At 29.3% G+C, this 17,443-nt stretch carries 19 protein-coding genes and 1 pseudogene; 15 read left to right on the forward strand and 5 right to left on the reverse strand.

All coding sequences use genetic code 11. The features are described from left to right. Window positions 1–117: 117 nt before the first annotated feature. Both OC535_RS00975 and OC535_RS00980 read left to right on the forward strand, forming a co-directional pair. Entirely contained in the window at window positions 118–954 is an 837-nt protein-coding gene (locus tag OC535_RS00975; RefSeq protein ID WP_498822967.1) for a hypothetical protein, read from the forward strand. Window positions 955–1,193: 239 nt separating this feature from the next. Next, window positions 1,194–1,355, forward strand: a complete 162-nt coding sequence (locus tag OC535_RS00980) for a hypothetical protein (protein WP_498822968.1) — start codon at window positions 1,194–1,196, stop codon at window positions 1,353–1,355. A 126-nt stretch (window positions 1,356–1,481) separates the two neighbouring features. Here OC535_RS00980 and OC535_RS00985 read toward each other — a convergent pair whose 3' ends face one another. From OC535_RS00985 to OC535_RS00995, 3 genes are read right to left on the reverse strand one after another with little or no spacing between them, the layout of a single operon-like run. Beyond that, window positions 1,482–2,516 carry an aspartate-semialdehyde dehydrogenase gene (locus tag OC535_RS00985; RefSeq protein WP_498822969.1) on the reverse strand — a complete coding sequence of 345 codons (1,035 nt, stop codon included), beginning with the start codon at window positions 2,514–2,516 and terminating at the stop codon, window positions 1,482–1,484. Next, the gene (locus OC535_RS00990; protein ID WP_024721960.1) at window positions 2,513–3,760 is read right to left on the reverse strand and encodes an aspartate kinase; all 1,248 of its coding nucleotides are present in this window, start codon (window positions 3,758–3,760) and stop codon (window positions 2,513–2,515) included. The genes OC535_RS00985 and OC535_RS00990 overlap by 4 nt, the downstream gene beginning before the upstream one ends. A 1-nt stretch (window position 3,761) precedes the next feature. Beyond that, window positions 3,762–4,916: a homoserine dehydrogenase gene (locus OC535_RS00995; RefSeq protein WP_227052963.1), complete on the reverse strand. Its 1,155-nt coding sequence runs from the start codon at window positions 4,914–4,916 to the stop codon at window positions 3,762–3,764. Between the two features lie 328 nt (window positions 4,917–5,244). Here OC535_RS00995 and thrC point away from each other — a divergent pair, with 328 nt between their 5' ends. Then, the gene (thrC, locus tag OC535_RS01000) at window positions 5,245–6,729 is read left to right on the forward strand and encodes a threonine synthase (RefSeq protein ID WP_024721002.1); all 1,485 of its coding nucleotides are present in this window, start codon (window positions 5,245–5,247) and stop codon (window positions 6,727–6,729) included. A gap of 9 nt (window positions 6,730–6,738) precedes the next feature. After that, window positions 6,739–7,632, forward strand: coding sequence for a homoserine kinase (gene thrB, locus OC535_RS01005; RefSeq protein WP_498822970.1), 894 nt, complete (start codon window positions 6,739–6,741; stop codon window positions 7,630–7,632). A gap of 108 nt (window positions 7,633–7,740) precedes the next feature. Here thrB and OC535_RS01010 read toward each other — a convergent pair whose 3' ends face one another. Both OC535_RS01010 and OC535_RS01015 read right to left on the reverse strand, forming a co-directional pair. Next, window positions 7,741–7,986: a helix-turn-helix domain-containing protein gene (locus OC535_RS01010; protein WP_024721004.1), complete on the reverse strand. Its 246-nt coding sequence runs from the start codon at window positions 7,984–7,986 to the stop codon at window positions 7,741–7,743. Between the two features lie 151 nt (window positions 7,987–8,137). Further along, entirely contained in the window at window positions 8,138–8,380 is a 243-nt protein-coding gene (locus OC535_RS01015; protein ID WP_034595300.1) for a helix-turn-helix domain-containing protein, read from the reverse strand. A gap of 132 nt (window positions 8,381–8,512) precedes the next feature. Between OC535_RS01015 and OC535_RS01020 the strand changes: the two genes are divergently transcribed. From OC535_RS01020 to OC535_RS01070, 11 genes and pseudogenes are all read left to right on the forward strand, one after another. Then, entirely contained in the window at window positions 8,513–9,202 is a 690-nt protein-coding gene (locus tag OC535_RS01020; RefSeq protein WP_498823076.1) for a tRNA threonylcarbamoyladenosine dehydratase, read from the forward strand. Continuing rightward, on the forward strand, window positions 9,202–9,444 hold the full coding sequence (locus OC535_RS01025; protein ID WP_024721007.1) for a hypothetical protein: 243 nt from the start codon (window positions 9,202–9,204) through the stop codon (window positions 9,442–9,444). Before OC535_RS01020 ends, OC535_RS01025 begins: the two co-directional genes overlap by 1 nt. Beyond that, entirely contained in the window at window positions 9,444–10,184 is a 741-nt protein-coding gene (locus OC535_RS01030) for an alpha/beta hydrolase (RefSeq protein ID WP_227052959.1), read from the forward strand. Before OC535_RS01025 ends, OC535_RS01030 begins: the two co-directional genes overlap by 1 nt. Window positions 10,185–10,369: 185 nt before the next feature. Further along, the gene (gene rplM, locus OC535_RS01035; RefSeq protein WP_024721009.1) at window positions 10,370–10,807 is read left to right on the forward strand and encodes a 50S ribosomal protein L13; all 438 of its coding nucleotides are present in this window, start codon (window positions 10,370–10,372) and stop codon (window positions 10,805–10,807) included. A gap of 17 nt (window positions 10,808–10,824) precedes the next feature. Continuing rightward, entirely contained in the window at window positions 10,825–11,217 is a 393-nt protein-coding gene (gene rpsI / locus OC535_RS01040; protein ID WP_024721010.1) for a 30S ribosomal protein S9, read from the forward strand. Window positions 11,218–11,369: 152 nt separating this feature from the next. Beyond that, window positions 11,370–12,596: an ATP-binding protein gene (locus OC535_RS01045; protein WP_498822971.1), complete on the forward strand. Its 1,227-nt coding sequence runs from the start codon at window positions 11,370–11,372 to the stop codon at window positions 12,594–12,596. Between the two features lie 323 nt (window positions 12,597–12,919). After that, complete coding sequence (locus OC535_RS01050) at window positions 12,920–14,017, forward strand: PDDEXK nuclease domain-containing protein (RefSeq protein WP_498822972.1); 1,098 nt, start codon at window positions 12,920–12,922, stop codon at window positions 14,015–14,017. Between the two features lie 535 nt (window positions 14,018–14,552). After that, a pseudogene (locus tag OC535_RS01055) lies at window positions 14,553–14,896 on the forward strand (DUF1016 N-terminal domain-containing protein). A gap of 67 nt (window positions 14,897–14,963) precedes the next feature. Beyond that, window positions 14,964–15,464, forward strand: a complete 501-nt coding sequence (locus tag OC535_RS01060) for a PDDEXK nuclease domain-containing protein (protein ID WP_498822973.1) — start codon at window positions 14,964–14,966, stop codon at window positions 15,462–15,464. Window positions 15,465–15,901: 437 nt separating this feature from the next. After that, window positions 15,902–16,399 (forward strand): RhuM family protein, encoded by a 498-nt coding sequence (gene rhuM / locus OC535_RS01065; RefSeq protein ID WP_498822974.1) that lies wholly within the window; start codon window positions 15,902–15,904, stop codon window positions 16,397–16,399. Between the two features lie 45 nt (window positions 16,400–16,444). Next, window positions 16,445–16,735: a type II toxin-antitoxin system death-on-curing family toxin gene (locus OC535_RS01070; RefSeq protein ID WP_498823077.1), complete on the forward strand. Its 291-nt coding sequence runs from the start codon at window positions 16,445–16,447 to the stop codon at window positions 16,733–16,735. The last annotated feature ends 708 nt before the right edge of the window (window positions 16,736–17,443 follow it).

Genomic DNA, 17,443 nt, shown 5'->3' on the forward strand with positions numbered 1-17,443 from the left:
TTGAAAAGCACGGGTGGCAGTAGTTGTATTTGCAATGTACTGCGTCAGTAAATAAGTTATGGTAGAGCGCTAGATTTGGCTAGCGCTTTACTTTTGATTTTCAGGAGGAATGGTTTTATGTATTCTATAAAAGAGTTAAACGAGATAATATTAAATAAAAACCTACCTGAAGTTAATAAAATATCTTTAAAATTATATTGTGATTATTATGAAAATTATATTGAAAATAATATTTATATAGTTGAGCTAGGTAACAGTAGATCATTTAGCGTAAAAGTCGAAGCAAGACATGTTGCACATATACTTGATTTACATGCTTTTCATGATCAAAGAACGAAAAACAAGAAATTACGGTTTCCTGGTGCTTTCTCAAAAATTGATGGATATGCCAATATGAAAAAAGGAATTATTACACTTGATATCTTAAAAAATTCAAAAAATGGCGAAGCATGGAAAAAGAGAACAGTAAGAGATCGGGTTTTAGGATTTGTGTTCATTAGAGAAGCACTTTTAAAAGGACAATGGTATTCTTTTGACAAATCTAAATGTACTAAAGATACTAAATTAAATCCTAAGTATGTTGCATCATATAATGTGGGAAAAATTTTTTATAATTTTTGTATATCTGAAGATGATGAGAACAACTGTTTTTGTGTTTCAAATATAGTTGTTTACAAAAATAATTCTTGGGTAGAAAATCAGGAATTGTTAGATGTTTCAAGAGTGTGCGAAATATATGAAAAAAATAAATTTAAAACTATAGTCTGCCATAAAGAGTATGTGAAAAATAAGTTAATGAACAAGAAAACTGCTAATACAGTTATTGTAGATGGATGTGTTCATGATAAAATTATAAAACAAAGTCATTCCTTTAATTCGATACAAATCGGTGAAGATGAGTATAGAGTAGAATACTTGAAGATAGATAAAATAAGCAGATATTTAAAAAAATAGAGCTCAAACCTAGATCAACATGATCTAGGTTTTTTTTGTTTACTTGTTTTTTGACAAAAATAGAAGTAATGAGATATTAAAATGGGTGTATAACGTCAAAAAATTTGATAAACTGTAAAGGATACTAAAACCTAAGTGCTATACCCTAGACTTTAGTGTCCTTTATAATCCTCATAGGTCTATATGAATTTGGCGAAATATACCTCCATATTGTAGTAAAATAATTTAGGAGGGAAAATATGAAAGAATTAAGGGAAATAACTAACAAACTGAATAAGACAGTAGAAAATTTAAAGAAAGAAAAAGACATTAAAAAAGCCGTAGAAGAACTACGGCAGATAAAAGATAAGTTAAGCAGGATCATAAAAGAAAACACCCAAATTAATGGGTGTTTTCTTTGACATGTTTTTGACATGGTTGAGAATTACATCAAAAAAATATCGGTTATATATGAGATTTTTTTTGTTAAATATATAAAAAATAAGAATTGTATAAGAAAATATTTAGATTAATGCTAAAATGTTAAATCAGATTATTCCCATTTCAATCATTTTTAAACCGATATCTACAGAGTTATAAGCAGCACCTTTCATTAATTGATCAGCAACTACCCATAAACTTAAGGCGTTTGGATTATCTAAATCTTTACGAACTCTCCCTACGTGAACTAATTGGTCACCGACAAATAAATTTGCCATTGGATAAACTTGATTTTCAATATCATCATATAGTTCTACACCAGTAGAATTACTTAGTAATTCAAATACTTTGTCAATATCGATTGGTTTCTTTGTTTCAATATATACTGATTCAGAATGTCCACGAAGAACAGGAACGCGAACACATGTAGCATTAACTTTAATATCTTTATTAAAGATTTTTTTAGTTTCATTAACCATTTTCATCTCTTCTTTAGAAAAATGATTATCTAAATCAAATTTATCTACTTGAGGAATACAGTTAAAAGCAATTGGGAAATGTTTTTTATCTCCAGCACAAGGTAATGTTTTTGCTACTGGTTCTTTACCATCTAAAACCTCTTGAGATTGACGATATAATTCTTCCATTCCCGCAACTCCAGCTCCAGATACAGCCTGATAAGTTGAAACAATAATTCTTTCAATATCAAAATATTCATTTAAACGATTTAAGGCACTGACCATTTGAATTGTAGTACAGTTAGGATTAGCGATGATTCCTTTGTGATTTCTCAAAGCTTCACCATTTACTTCTGGTACTACTAAAGGTACATCAGGATCCATTCTAAAATGGCTAGTGTTATCGATGTTGATACATCCAGCATTTACTGCATATGGCATATATTTTTCAGAAATGCTGCCACCAGCAGACCAAAATGCTACTTCAACATTTTCAAAACTGTTTTCAGTTAATTCTTCAACTGTAAATTTATGATCTTCAAATTCAATAACTTTTCCAGCGCTTCGAGATGAAGCTAATAATTTAATGCTTTCAAATGGAAAATTAAATTGGAAAATACATCTTAACATTTCTCTTCCCACAGCTCCAGTAGCTCCTACGATTGCAACTTTATATTTTTTCATTTTATTTTACCTTTCCTTCCTAAAAATGCTTCATGTAATAATATTTGTGCTCTTTTTACATCATCACGATCTATATAACAAGAAATATTAATTTCTGAACAAGATGTCATCTCAACATTAATACCATTATTATTCAAAGTATTGTATGCTTTTTGGAACATACCGCGGTTGTTTTTAATTCCTACACCAATTACAGATACTTTACCGATATTACCACGAACAATAATTCGATTGGCATTTAATTGAGGTTTTAAATCATTAATAATATCAACAACAGCAGGAACATCAACATCACTGATTATTAGCGAAATATCCATTTTTCCTCCACCGACTAAAGCTTGGTTGAAAACATTGACATTTACACCAGCATCAGCAATTTTTTCAAAAAGATTTCCAGCGCTATTGTTTGTTGCGTCTACTTTTACTAAAGTGATACGGGCTTCATTTTGTGAACCCGTGATCCCAGAAATAATTAGCTGATTTAAATTTTCTTTCATAATACGGTCATCTCCTATTACATATGTTCCTTTAGTATCTTCAAATGAAGAACGAGCGTGTATCGCAATATTGTGACTAGCAGCTAGTTGAACACAGCGATGATTTAAAACTTTGGCACCGTTTTTAGCTAGTTCCAGCATTTCAGCATAACTAATACAATCTAATTTTATGGCACCAGGTACTAATCTTGGATCAGCGGTATATATACCATTTACATCACTATAAATTTCTACTTCTCGAGCATCAATGGCTACTCCGATAGCTACTGCAGATAAATCACTCCCGCCACGTCCTAAAGTTGTAATTTTACCATGTACAGAATGTCCTTGAAAACCTGGGCAAAAAACAATATCTACATATTTTAGTTTTTCAAGAATATCTTTTCCTTCTACTTTATTAATTGTGGCATTTTTAAATGTTGAATCAGTCACGATTCCTAATTCATCATTAGTAATCGTGGCAACACGATATCCTAATGATGCTAATTCACTTTTACATACTAAAGTAGATATTGTTTCTCCAATACTAGTTAATCGATCGATTTCTTCGTCTGTTAATTGTTTTGTATTAACGATTGATAACAGAGTATCGGTAGCATAGGGATCATCATAGCGCCCCATAGCTGAAACTACTGCGACAACTTTATTACCATTATTAATTTCACGGATAATATTGTTGTACATTATTGAACGTGACTCTCTTGAACGAGTAGAAGTCCCACCAAATTTCTGGACAATTATGTTCATTTTATCCCCTCACTTTAAAAATTGTGTATTCTTCATCGTTTAAGACGGTTGTTAAATCAGCTAACTCAATTTCATGAGTAATATAAATATGATCATGTTTTTCTGTAAAATACATCTCGTAATCAACATCTAATGGTTTGTTTGCTCGAAGATAATATTTAGATTTAGTAATAGGATAGACATTAGGACAGTCTTCATAATCATGATCCCATCTTTCTGCCTGGGTAGTTTTGATAATATCACTAACTACTGCTGAAGCAGTAACATATCTACCAGCACCTTTACCATAATAAATTACGTTTTCAACATAATCGTTATCAATCTCTATTACATTATATGCATCCATAACATTTGCGACTAGTTCTTTTTTACTAATCAATGTTGCGGCTACATCGATTCCGATACCATCATTGACTTCTTTTGCTTGAGCAATCATTTTAAAACGATACCCTAATTTTTTTGCATAATCCATATCTGTTTTTGTAACATCACGAATACCAGTAGCAGAAATCTTGTCAAAATCAATAAATTTTTTAAATCCATTTTGAGCCAAAATACAAATTTTATGTGCAGCATCGATTCCATCTAAATCTAAAGCAGGGTTTGCTTCGACATAACCCAAGCCATCTGCAATAGTTAAGGCTTCATCAAAATCTAAGTTTTCGTTTTCCATTAAAGTTAAGATAAAGTTTGTCGTTCCATTTAAAATACCAATAATTTCTTTAGTATTGTTAGCTACTAAACTTTCTTTTTGGCTAACTAATACAGGAATTCCGCCCCCAACACTGGCTTCATAAAAAATATGAACATTGTTTTCTTTAGCAGCTATAAAGATTTCTTTACCATAATGGGCAAGTAATGCCTTGTTAGCTGTAACAACGTGCTTACCATTTTTAATTGCGTTTAGAATAATTGTTTTAGCTATTGTTGTTCCACCAATTAATTCTACTACAACATCTATCTCACTATCATTAATAATATCGTTATAATCTTTCGTATAGATTATTCCTTCTGGTAATTCAACTTCTTCTAATCCACAACCATATTTGATTGTAACTTCTTCATTGATAATTTTTGATAAACGTTCTTTTTCATTAGTAAGAATCTCTACGACCCCATAACCAACAGTTCCTAACCCGATAATACCGATTTTCATCCTATACCCCCTTATTCATAATAAAAATGGACCTTATATAAAGGTCCTACATCATTATTAAATAGTAGAACCATAATCTTTATAATAGGCGCAATAATGGAACTAATTATAGCCATAATTGTTGAATTCTTGCCTATTAATAACATACTGCGGTCCTCCATTTTTCTAATTTATGACATATTAACACGATTGTATACAATAAGTCAATGATAATCAATAATAATTGAAATAATCAAAATAATTTTATCGAATTATGTTATAATAACAATATATTGACTTCTTTAAATAAATTGTATACAATAATTTAAATCAAACAGGGGGTTGAACAATGGAAAAGAAATATGTAAGTACGCGAAATCTTCAAAAAGAAATTAATTTTTATCAAGCTATCGTTCAGGGAATCGGTGAAGATGGTGGTTTATTAGTACCTAATTTTGATTTTACTAAAATGGATTTAGAAGCGTTATCTAATTTGAATTATGTAGATCTAGCTACAGAAGTATTAAGTACTTTTGTACCAGAAGATGGAAAAGAATTGATTCATGAAGCATGCTCAAATGCATATGGAAAAGGACTGTTTCCTGAAATTGTCGTGCCAGTAAAAAAAGCTGGTGATGTTTATGTGGCTGAATTATTTCATGGTCAAACGGCAGCGTTTAAGGATATGGCATTGTCATTATTGCCTTATTTAATGACTTTATCTTTAAAGCAGTTAAATGAACAACGTGAAGTAATGATTTTAGCAGCAACTAGTGGTGATACAGGGAAAGCTGCGTTAGAAGGTTTTAAAGATGTTGCTGGAACTTGTATTAAAGTTTTTTATCCATTAGATGGAGTATCTGCAATTCAACAGCAGCAGATGGTAAGTCAGACTGGTAAAAATGTTAAGGTTATTGGAATTCATGGAAACTTTGATGATGCACAAACAGCTGTGAAAAAAGCATTTGGATCTGATGAATTAAAAGTTGAAAGTGATAAACATAATGTCTTTTTATCATCAGCGAATTCAATCAATGTTGGACGTTTGATTCCACAAATCGTTTATTATTTCCATAGTTATTTTGAATTAGTGAGAAATGATGAAATTAATTTAGGAGATCAGGTTAATTTCTGTGTTCCTAGTGGTAATTTTGGTAACTGTTTAGCAGGATATTTCGCAAAACAAATGGGATTACCAATTAATAAATTTATTTGTGCATCAAATAAAAATAATATTTTGACAGATTTCTTTACTACAGGTCGTTATGATGCTAATCGAGAATTTTATAAAACTAATGCACCAGCAATGGATATTTTAGTATCTAGTAATCTTGAAAGACTAGTTTGGTTTATGTCTGATGGCGATGGGGATAAAGTGCGTAGTTATATGGATAAATTAAACAGTGAAGGTGTTTATGAAGTAGATGAAGATACTTATGAAAAAATTAAAAAGCAATTTAAAGCAGGATATTTAAATGAAGATGAAGTTTTACAAACAATAAAACAGTGCTTTAATGAAACAGGATATTTATTAGATACTCATACAGCAATTGGTTATGGAGTCTTAAAGCAGTATCAAAAAGATAGTGGGGATGATACGAAGACGATATTATTATCAACTGCATCTCCTTATAAATTCCCTGAATCTGTATACAAAGCAATTTATGATGAAGAACTTGATGTTTATAGTGCTATTGAAAAGTTAAATGAAAGAACAGGTGTTTCAGTTCCTAGAGCATTAACAGGTATTAAAGATCGAGCTGTTTTACATAAAGAAGCAATCGATAAAACTGAAATTATTAGCTTTATTAAATCAGAAATTGAAGCAATGTAGGAGGTTATCATGAAAGTAAAAGTAAAAGTACCCGCAACAAGTGCAAATTTAGGTCCAGGATTTGATGTGGCTGGTTTAGCACTGACTTTATACAATACCTTTATCTTTGAATTAAGTGATAGTGGTTTAAATATTACAGGCTGTCCAGAGCAATTTTGTAATGAAGATAATATGACTTATCAGGCTTTCAAAAGAGCTGCTGAAGTTTGTGGTTTAAAATACCATGGGATAAATATCGAATGTAGTGGAGATGTTCCTTATACTCGTGGACTAGGAAGTAGTTCGACATGTATTGTAGCAGGAATCGTTGGAGCTTTTGCTTTTAAAGATAAGGCTGATGATCGTCAAGAGATTTTAGAGTTGGCAACAGCGATTGAAGGTCATCCTGATAATGTGGCACCAGCTGTTTTTGGGGGATTAACAGTGTCGGTGATGGAAGAAAATAATGTTTTAACATTAAATATTCCTGTTAAGCATGATTATCGTTTTGTTGCTTTAATTCCACCATTTACATTATCGACTGAACAATCACGTTCGGTTTTACCGCAGGTTTTACCACGGAAAGATGCGATTAAAAATGTATCACATCTAGCGTTAATGGTTGCTTCATTGATCAATGGTTATGATGAAGGGCTTAAATTAGGCTTTAAAGATCGTTTGCACCAGCCATATCGTGGAGATTTAATTAAAGGGTTTAATGATATTATGGCGGTCTTAGAAAAAGATGAGAAAGTCTTAGGTGCATATTTATCAGGAGCAGGGCCAACTATCATGGCTGTTATTCGTGGTGAGGATAAAATGGGAGTAGTAAGAATAAAGGAAGAACTTGGTGATTTAGTTAAAGATTGGCAAGTTGTTAAACTTGAATTGGATAATCGTGGATACACTGCAGACTATGAATAATGAAAAGGAGTTATAAAGAGAATTAGATTCTTTCTAACTCTTTTTTATTAAAATAAAAAGTAATAATCATTTTAGATGATTATTACAGAATGGTTTATTTTATATAATTTATCGATGTTTAGAGCGATTTTCTTTTTTAGTATAGTCAGTTTTATCATTAGTTCTACCTAATAGATAATCGACAGTGGTTTCATGAAAAGTTGCGATTTTATCCAAGATTTCAGGAGCGATTGTTCTTTCGCCACGTTCATAACGTGAATATGATTTTTGTGTAACATTAAGATAATTAGCTAATTCTTTTTGAGTTAAATCTTTGTCTTCACGAAGATCACGAATTCTTTTGTAAATAACCATAGTTATCACCACCTGTTTTTATTATAGGATTGACCCCATTGGTCTATGCTTAAATACCCCAAATTGGACTAAAAAATATGATTGTTATTATTTGTTGATTAAAAATAAAACCTGCATTAATAGCAGGGTAAGAGTTTTTATATAAATGATTTTAACGATGTATTTGGTTTTCTTTTTTTGTATAATCAGTTTTATCGTCAGTTCTACCTAATAGATAATCGACAGTAGTTTCGTGAAAAGTAGCAATTTTATCTAAGATTTCAGGAGCAATCGTTCTTTCACCGCGTTCATAACGCGAATATGATTTTTGCGAAACATTAAGATAATTAGCTAGTTCTTTTTGAGTTAAATCTTTATCTTCACGAAGATCACGAATTCTTTTATAAATAACCATAACATCATCACCAAATTAATTATAAATGGGGTCAAATTTCTTTGGTTGTAATTACCCAAAATGGACTAAAGAAAAAGTTATACCTTTAGCTTTATAAATAAAATCGTTTGGTTTATAATAAGTGGGAGGTGAATTATGGAACAGTTTGCAAGAATTGTAAAAATGACTAATCAAGAATGGCTTGAAAACCTCCAAACTAAAAAGGTGGCAGTTTTTGGATTAGGTGGGGTTGGCAGTTATGTAGTTGAGGCTTTGGTTAGAAATGGAATTGGAGAAATAGTTTTAGTTGATCATGATAAAATCGATATTACTAATCTAAATAGACAACTATATGCATTACATTCGACGATCGGTATGAATAAAGTGGATGTTGCTAAGAGAAGATGTTTAGATATCAATCCCAATCTAAAAATAACTACATATCAGCAGTTTTATCTTCCTGATCAGGGAATGGAAGATATATTTTCTGATTGTGATTTTGTTGTTGACGCTATCGATACGGTAAAAGCCAAAATAGCATTAATTGAAAATTGTCACAAATTAAAAATTCGTATTATTTCATCTATGGGAACAGGTAATAAATTGGAACCAGAAAGTTTTGAAATAGCTGATATTTTTAAAACCAGTGTATGCCCTTTAGCGAGAGTAATGCGAAGAGAATTAAAGATTCGTGGAATAAAAAAATGTCCTGTATTATATTCAAAAGAACAACCACAAAAAGTAGCTGATGCAACACCGGGAAGTGTGAGTTTCGTCCCTAGTGTCGCTGGTTTGATGATAGCTGGTTATGTTATTAAAGAACTCGTAAAGGAGAATAAATAATGGAAGGTATTACAGAAATTGATAAAACAGAATATATAGAAGATTGCTTGAAAATAGTTAAAGAAATGGTGCTAAATGAAGATTTTACAGATGAAATCTGGCGTTTATTAACTAGTGAGATTATGGATACTTGCTTGTTTATTGGTGGAGATTTTGGTGAGGAAAATATACGTAATATTACAAATCAATATATTAATAATGATGGTATTAAACGCTTTAAAAGAGCGCATAAGGTGTTATAATGCAACATTATTGTGAAATACCAACACCAAAAGGCACAATGAGAGGTTTTTTTCATAAACCAAATAAAGATAAGCATCCAGTTTGTTTGATTTTTCATGGTTTTACTGGTCAAAAGACAGGGACTAAATTTAGCTATGTGCAATTAGCAAGAATGTTAGAAGCTAAGGGCATTGCAACTTTTAGATTTGATTTTTTAGGTAGTGGTGAAAGTGATTTAAACTTTAAAGATATGACTTTTAAAGATGAGTTGGCATGTGCAAGAATAATTTTAGAAGAAGCTTTAAAAATGGAAAATTGCACTGAAATATATGTCTTAGGACATTCGATGGGAGGAGCTGTAGCTAGTGAATTAGCGAAACTTTATCCAGAAGTGATAAGTAAATTGGTATTGTGGGCACCAGCATTTAATTTACCATCAGCTTTAGATTATTTAACAGGTAAAGTTGAAGCAAATCAAGATGGATTATATGATCATGGCGGATTCGAAATTTCTCAAGAGTTTGTTGATGATATGTTAGCTCGTGATTTTTATGATGGTTTAGATATTTATAAAAATGATTTACTAATTATTCATGGTACAGAAGATACGACTGTTCCGTTTGATATATCTAAACTATATGTACCTAAATTTATAGATACAGCTAAATTTATTCCAATTAACGGAGCTAATCATAATTATGATAGTGTTGAACATATAAAGAAAGTATTAAAATTATCGCTTGATTTTTTGGTTGGATAATAAAATAATGTTGTCTATGTAGATGTAATTAAATTATGTCGTTTTATTGTTTAAAGAGGAAAATTTTATCTAATATAGGTAATTTATTTATAGAAAAGGGATTGACATTATACGATGAAGTACTTATAATGAGAATGTTCTTATGAACTCTAAAGTCCCCGGTAAGGATAAAGGAGAAAAAATAAATGAGACAAACAACTATGGCTAATGCAGCCACAATCGAAAGAAAATGGTATGTAGTTGATGCAACTGATTTAACTTTAGGTCGTTTAGCATCAGAAGTAGCATCAGTATTAAGAGGTAAAAATAAACCAACTTATACACCACATGTGGATACTGGTGATTATGTAATTATTATTAACGCTGATAAAGTAGTAATGACTGGTAAAAAATTAGATAAAGTAAATTATTATCGTCATTCAGGTTGGCTAGGTGGTTTAAAAGTAAAAACTGCTCGTCAATTTAAAGAACAAAATCCAACTGGTTGGGTTGAAGCAGCGGTAAAAGGTATGTTACCACATAATACATTAGGTAGAAAACAAGGAATGAAATTATTTGTTTATGCAGGTAATGAGCATCCACATGCAGCACAAAAACCTGAAGAATTGAAAATTAAAGGGTAAGGAGGAAAAACAGAAAAATGGCAAATGTACAATATAGAGGAACAGGACGTAGAAAATCTTCTGTAGCTCGTGTTATTTTAACACCAGGTACTGGAAATATTGTAATCAATGATAAACCAGCTAAAGAATACTTACCATCAGATGTTTTATTGATGATTGTTAATCAACCATTAGAGTTAACTAATACAACTTCTCAATTTGATATTAGTGTTAATGTATATGGTGGAGGATATTCAGGACAAGCTGGAGCTATTCGTCACGGTATTTCTAGAGCGTTATTGCAAGCTGGTGATGATTATAGACCAACTTTAAAAGCTGCTGGATTCCTTACTCGTGATGCACGTGTTAAAGAACGTAAAAAATACGGTCTTAAAAAAGCTCGTCGTGCGCCACAATTCTCAAAACGTTAATCAAAACAAATACGAAGGAAGATTCAAGGTTATCTTGGATCTTTTTTTGTATTTTAATTAAAAATAAAACTATAATAATAATGAAAAGTATGTTATAATAATTTTATACAAATATGGAGTTATAATGAAAATTTGTATAAATGGGAGGCGCTATGTTTAAGAGAACAATTTTTAATAAAATCGAAGAATCGTTAAAGCTTTATCCTGTTGTTATTATTACAGGACCAAGACAAGTCGGAAAATCAACAGAAGCATATAATTTGGTGAAAACACATGGTTTTCACTACGTTTCATTAGATGACATAGAAATGAGGGAACAGGCCTTAAAAGATCCAATATTTTTTATTCAAAGATATGGTTATCCTTTGATTATTGATGAAATTCAATATGCTCCTATACTGATGGAAGTAATAGAATCAATTGTTAATAAAAAAAGGCTTGAAGAAGGAAGTGCCAATGGGATGTTTGTATTAACTGGTTCCCAAACTTTTTCATTAATGCGAGGAGTAACACAGTCTTTAGCTGGAAGAGCAACTATCTTATCAATGAATCCTTTAAGTTATAGTGAAATAATTGGGAAAGATGAGATTCCTTTTTTGCCTTCTTTAGAATTATTACAAAAGGAAATGAATCCTATAAATGTCAATGAATTGTTTAAAATAATAGTTAGAGGATTTTATCCCGAATTATTAAAAAATCCAAAATTACCAACTAGACAATTTTATAGAGACTATGTTAACACGTATTTAGATAGGGATATTAATGAACTTATAAATCTTAAAGATAAGTTGAGGTTTCATAATTTTTTACAACATATTGCAACATTAACAAGTCAACAAATTAATTATTCACAAATTGCCAGAAATGTGGGTGTTGATGTTAAAACAGTAAAAGATTGGATTTCGATTTTAGAAACGAGTGGAATTATATATTTATTGCAACCATATAGTGAGTATAAATTATCAAAAAGAATTGTTAAAGCCCCCAAATTATATTTTAGTGATACTGGCTTAGCAGCTTATTTGTCAAAAGTCTATGATTCTGAAAATTTATTAATTAGTAATTTAGCAGGGGCATTCATGGAGACATACGTTATGAATGAAATAAAGAAATCATATGAAAATAATGGATTAGAATTACCAGGATACTATTATAGGGACAATAATCAAAATGAAATTGATCTTATCATTGTTGAAAATCTAAAACTTCATTGTATAGAAATAAAAAAAGGTAGTATGTTCAATGAGAGTCATATTAAAAGTTTTAGTCAATTAAAAAAGAGTCAATATGAAGTTGGTATATCTTGTATTATATGCAATACAGAAAATAATTATCCTATTAATAGAAATGTATTTGTATTATCTGTTTCTTGTATATAACAGTTGTATTGAATTGATTTAAAGTGTTTTGGTAAATAAGCTAGTAAGATGCAAAAATATCAAAAAGTGTTGATTTTATCACATTTGGGAATTAACAAAACGTTAATCAAAAACAAATACGAAGGAAGATTCAAGGTTATCTTGGGTCTTTTTTTGTTGTATATTAAATCATGAAATTGTAAAATATAAAAATAAGATATATTATGAAATATCATTAAGTGATTATAATATGTTTAGATATATCCAAATGTAGAAATATAAAGTTATATTATTATTTTTGGTAAAAGATTTTTAAAATTTTAAATAAAAAGAAGGTGAATTTGATGAATGATCATATAATTAAAGTGGATGGCTTTGTTGAATTTAATAAAACTGATGATATTGTATCAGATATGAAATTTATTATTGATAGTTCACAAAAAAGTGCATATCAGGCAATTAATACCAATCTCATCTATCGTAACTGGTTAATTGGATATCGTATTGCTCAAGAAGAACTTAATGGTGATAATCGTGCAAAATATGGTGGCGAAGTTATTAAAAATCTTTCAAAGAATTTAATAAAAGAATATGGAAAAGGATTTACAAAGTCTAATCTATATAGTTTTTATAAATTTTATACAATGTATCCAAACATTTTCCAGACAGCGTTTGGAAAATCACCAATAGATTTTTTGTCTTGGTCCCACTATCAAGTTTTAACCCAAGTTAAAGATAGTGTTGCTAGAGAATGGTATGAAAAAGAAGCAAAAGAACAAACTTGGAGTGTTAGAACATTACAACGAAATATCTCTTCTCAATATTATTATCGATTGTTGAAATCACAAACTAAGCAACCTGTTATTGATGAAATGAATAAATTAACTGAATCTAAAAATTATGATAAGTTAGAATTTATAAAAAATCCAGTGATAGCTGAATTCTTATCGTTACCGAATGATATATCTTTTACTGAAACTGAATTAGAAACAAGTATTATAACTAATTTACAAAAATTTCTAATGGAATTAGGGAAAGGTTATGCTTTTGTTTCAAGACAACAGCACATTCATACTGAAAAACAAGACTATTATATTGATTTAGTATTCTACAATTATTATTTAAAATGCTTTGTTTTAATTGATCTCAAAACAGAAAAAATAAGTCATCAAGATGTAGGACAAATGGATATGTATGTTAGAATGTATGATGAATTAAAACGAACAGAAGGAGATAATCCAACCATAGGGATTATTCTTTGTGCAGATACAGATGAAGATATAGCGCGATATTCAATTCTCAAGGGAAATGAACAACTGTTTGCAAGTAAATATAAATTATATTTACCAACAGAAGAAGAATTAAGAAATGAAATAGAAACTCAAAAAACAATTTTTCAGTTACAGCAAAACTCAGAAGATTTGGAAAATAATGATAGGTGATATAAAAACGGAATCAAAAGTTTTTTAAATGAGTTTTTCAGAATGATTTAAAATTAGTTCAAAAGGAGATAGATTAGAAAAATATAGAGTAAATTGGCTTTAGGAACAATGAAAGTTATATTAGTAGTTGGTGTATCTTGTATTATATGCAATACAGAAAATAATTGTCTTATTAATAAAAATGTATTTGTATTATCTGTTTCTTGTATATAACAGTTGTATTCAGTTGATTTGAAGTGGTTTGGTAAATAAGCTAGTAAGATGCAAAATGTTTAAAAAGTGTTGATTTTATCACACTTGGGAATTAACAAAACGTTAATCAAAAACAAATACGAAGGAAGATTCAAGGTTATCTTGGGTCTTTTTTTGTTGTATATTAAATCATGAAATAGTAGAATATAATAATCAGATATATTATTAAATATATGAGGAGGTGCTATTATTGATAGAAAAAAGTTATATAGAAACTTTTGAAATTATTAAAAAACAAATACAAATTGCTCAGCACAAGGCAATACTGAATGCTAATAAAGAAATGATTTCTTTGTATTGGAACATTGGAAAAATTATTGATACTCATAGTAAATGGGGAAATAAATTTATTGATAATCTTTCAAAAGATATAAGAAATGAGTTTCCATCTTTAAAAGTTTTTCATCAAGAAATTTAAAAAATATGGTAAGATTTTATCGAGAGTATACTGATTTTGAATTTGTGCAGACGGTGACTGCACAAATTCCCTGGTCACATAATTTTGAGATACTAAAAATAAATTCAAAAGAAGAACGAATTTGGTATATTAATAAGACAGTAGAAAATGGCTGGTCCAAAAATATTTTGGCTCATCAAATAGAAACTCAATTATATAAGACAACATGAAAATACAAAAATCTCAAATTTTCCTCAAAGATTAGAAGAAACACAGAGTGAATTAGCTTTAGAAACAATGAAAGATCCTTATGTTTTTGATTTTATTGATTTGAAAGAAAATGCAAGGGAAAAAGATTTAGAGGATGCTTTAATCAATAATATTACTAAAGTACTTTTAGAATTGGGAAAAGGTTTTGCGTTTGTAGGACATCAATATCATTTAGAAATTGCAGAGGAAGATTTTTATATTGATTTGTTATTTTATAATATAAGATTAAGGTGTTATGTTGTTATAGAATTAAAAATAGGTGATTTTAAACCGGAATATGCAGGACAATTGAGTTTTTATTTGACAGCAGTAGATGAAACTTTGAAAGGTCATTTTGATAATCCAACAATTGGACTATTATTATGTAGTCATAAGAACAATATTATTGCTGAATATACTTTAAGAGATATGGATAAACCAATGGGAGTTAGTGAATACAAAATAACAGATTATTTACCAGAAGAATTAAAAGAAGGTTTACCTACAATAAAAGATTTAGTTTCTTCTATTGAGAAACAGATAGATTGATATGACCACAATTAATTTTTAAGACTTTTTAGTTAATTGAATATAACAGATTTCTTTAGGGTTTGTTGATGTGAGAAGTTTTAAGTTGTGCTGAGGGTAGTAGCAATAAGGCAGCAAATGAGAAATTTCATTGAAAAAAGTATTGATAAAATCAATGGATTTGAGTTATAAGTTAACAACTTGATTTTAACAAAACGTTAATCGTAGCATTTACGAAGGAAGATTTAAGATTATCTTGGATCTTTTTTTGTGATTTTTAATGAAATAAGAGTGAGTAAGTGATATAATGAGCTAATTAATAAAATTTTAAATGGAGAAGGTGATATTATGGTTGATATAGTAGAAAGAAATGAAGTTGTACAATTTAAAGATGGAGATTTTGTATTAGATGTTATGTTTCACCACAAGAAGAAACTGTATGGCTAAGTGCAAATCAGATGGCTAAGCTATTTGATAAAGATGAAAAAACAATAAGGAAACATATAAATAATATTTTTAAAGATGATGAACTTTCAATAGAAAACAACACGCAAAAAATGCGTGTTGTTGGTGTTAAACAATTAGTAGCGTTTTATTCTTTAGATGTTATTATTTCAGTAGGTTATAGAGTAAAATCTAAAAATGGTATTCTTTTTAGAAAATGGGCTAATAATATATTAAGAGAATACTTATTAAAAGGATATGTTGTCAATGATAGACACTTTCAAGATATTGAATATGTTACAAAAATGCTTGATCAATATAAAGAAGCTGGTGGAAAATTACCAACTAGTGATGCTGTGTTAGAGTTTTTAAAAGCTTATCAAAGAGGATTTAAAATACTAGATGATTATGATCATCATACTTTAGAAGTACCTGAAGGACAAAAAGATGTCTATGTCATTCAATATGATGAATGTATAAAATTGATACACAATACAATGTTTGCAAATTAAGGAGATCAATTTGCAATTGAAAGAGATGATTCATTTAAAAGTAGTATATCAACAATATATCAAAGCTTTGGAGGAAGTGATTTATATCCAACACTTGAAGATAAAGCAAGTGCATTATTATATTTTATTGTCAAAAATCATAGCTTTATTGACGGAAACAAGAGAATAGGAGCAACTATATTTTTATACTTTTTGGAAAAGAACAATGCACTATATAAAGATGGAAAAGAAAGAATTAATAATGATGCTTTAGCGACATTAACAATATTAGTAGCAACCTCTAGACCAGAAGATAAAGATATTATGATGCAACTTATTAAGACAATTATTAAATAAGAGTGATATGCTTTAGTAAAGAAATATTTTAACCACAATTAATTTTTAAGACTTTTTAGTTAATTGAATATAACAGATTTCTTTAGGATTTGTTGATGTGAGAAGTTTTAGAATGTGTTTAGTGTGGTAACAATAAGGCAGCAAATCAAAAATTTCATTGAAAAATGCATTGATAAAATCAATGGATTTGAGTTATAAGTTAACAACTTGATTTTAGAAAACGTTAATCGTAGCATTTACGAAGGAAGATTCAAGATTATCTTGGATCTTTTTTTGTATTTAAAATGAAAATAAAACTATAATAATGATAGATATAATCCAAATGGTACAAATTTGGAATTCAACTCCAAATTAGTATAAAAAGAGGTTTTTTTCATAATGATAAAATTAAAGATGCATATCTTTAGGCTTTTGTGATATAGGGAAGTGTTCATAAAAAGTCTCTTTTATTTGGTTTTAGTTGACTAAAATAATATGGTATTTATGAACATTTTTATGTTAAAATCGAAGCTAAGATAATATGATGTTGAAAATTAATGCAAGTTTTATTTTACAGTGTGTAATCAAAATTTTTATTGAAAAATATGTTGATGAATATGAAATTAAATATATCGATCAAAAGATAACTATATTGTAGTAATGATTTATGAGAAGTTAGATACTTTTTCTTGAGTTTTGCTTAAATACTATAATGAAAATACTAATAAT

Origin of the sequence: Clostridium sp. Marseille-Q5894, assembly GCF_946902305.1 — a bacterium.
In the GTDB taxonomy this organism is placed as follows: domain Bacteria; phylum Bacillota_I; class Bacilli_A; order Erysipelotrichales; family Coprobacillaceae; genus Thomasclavelia.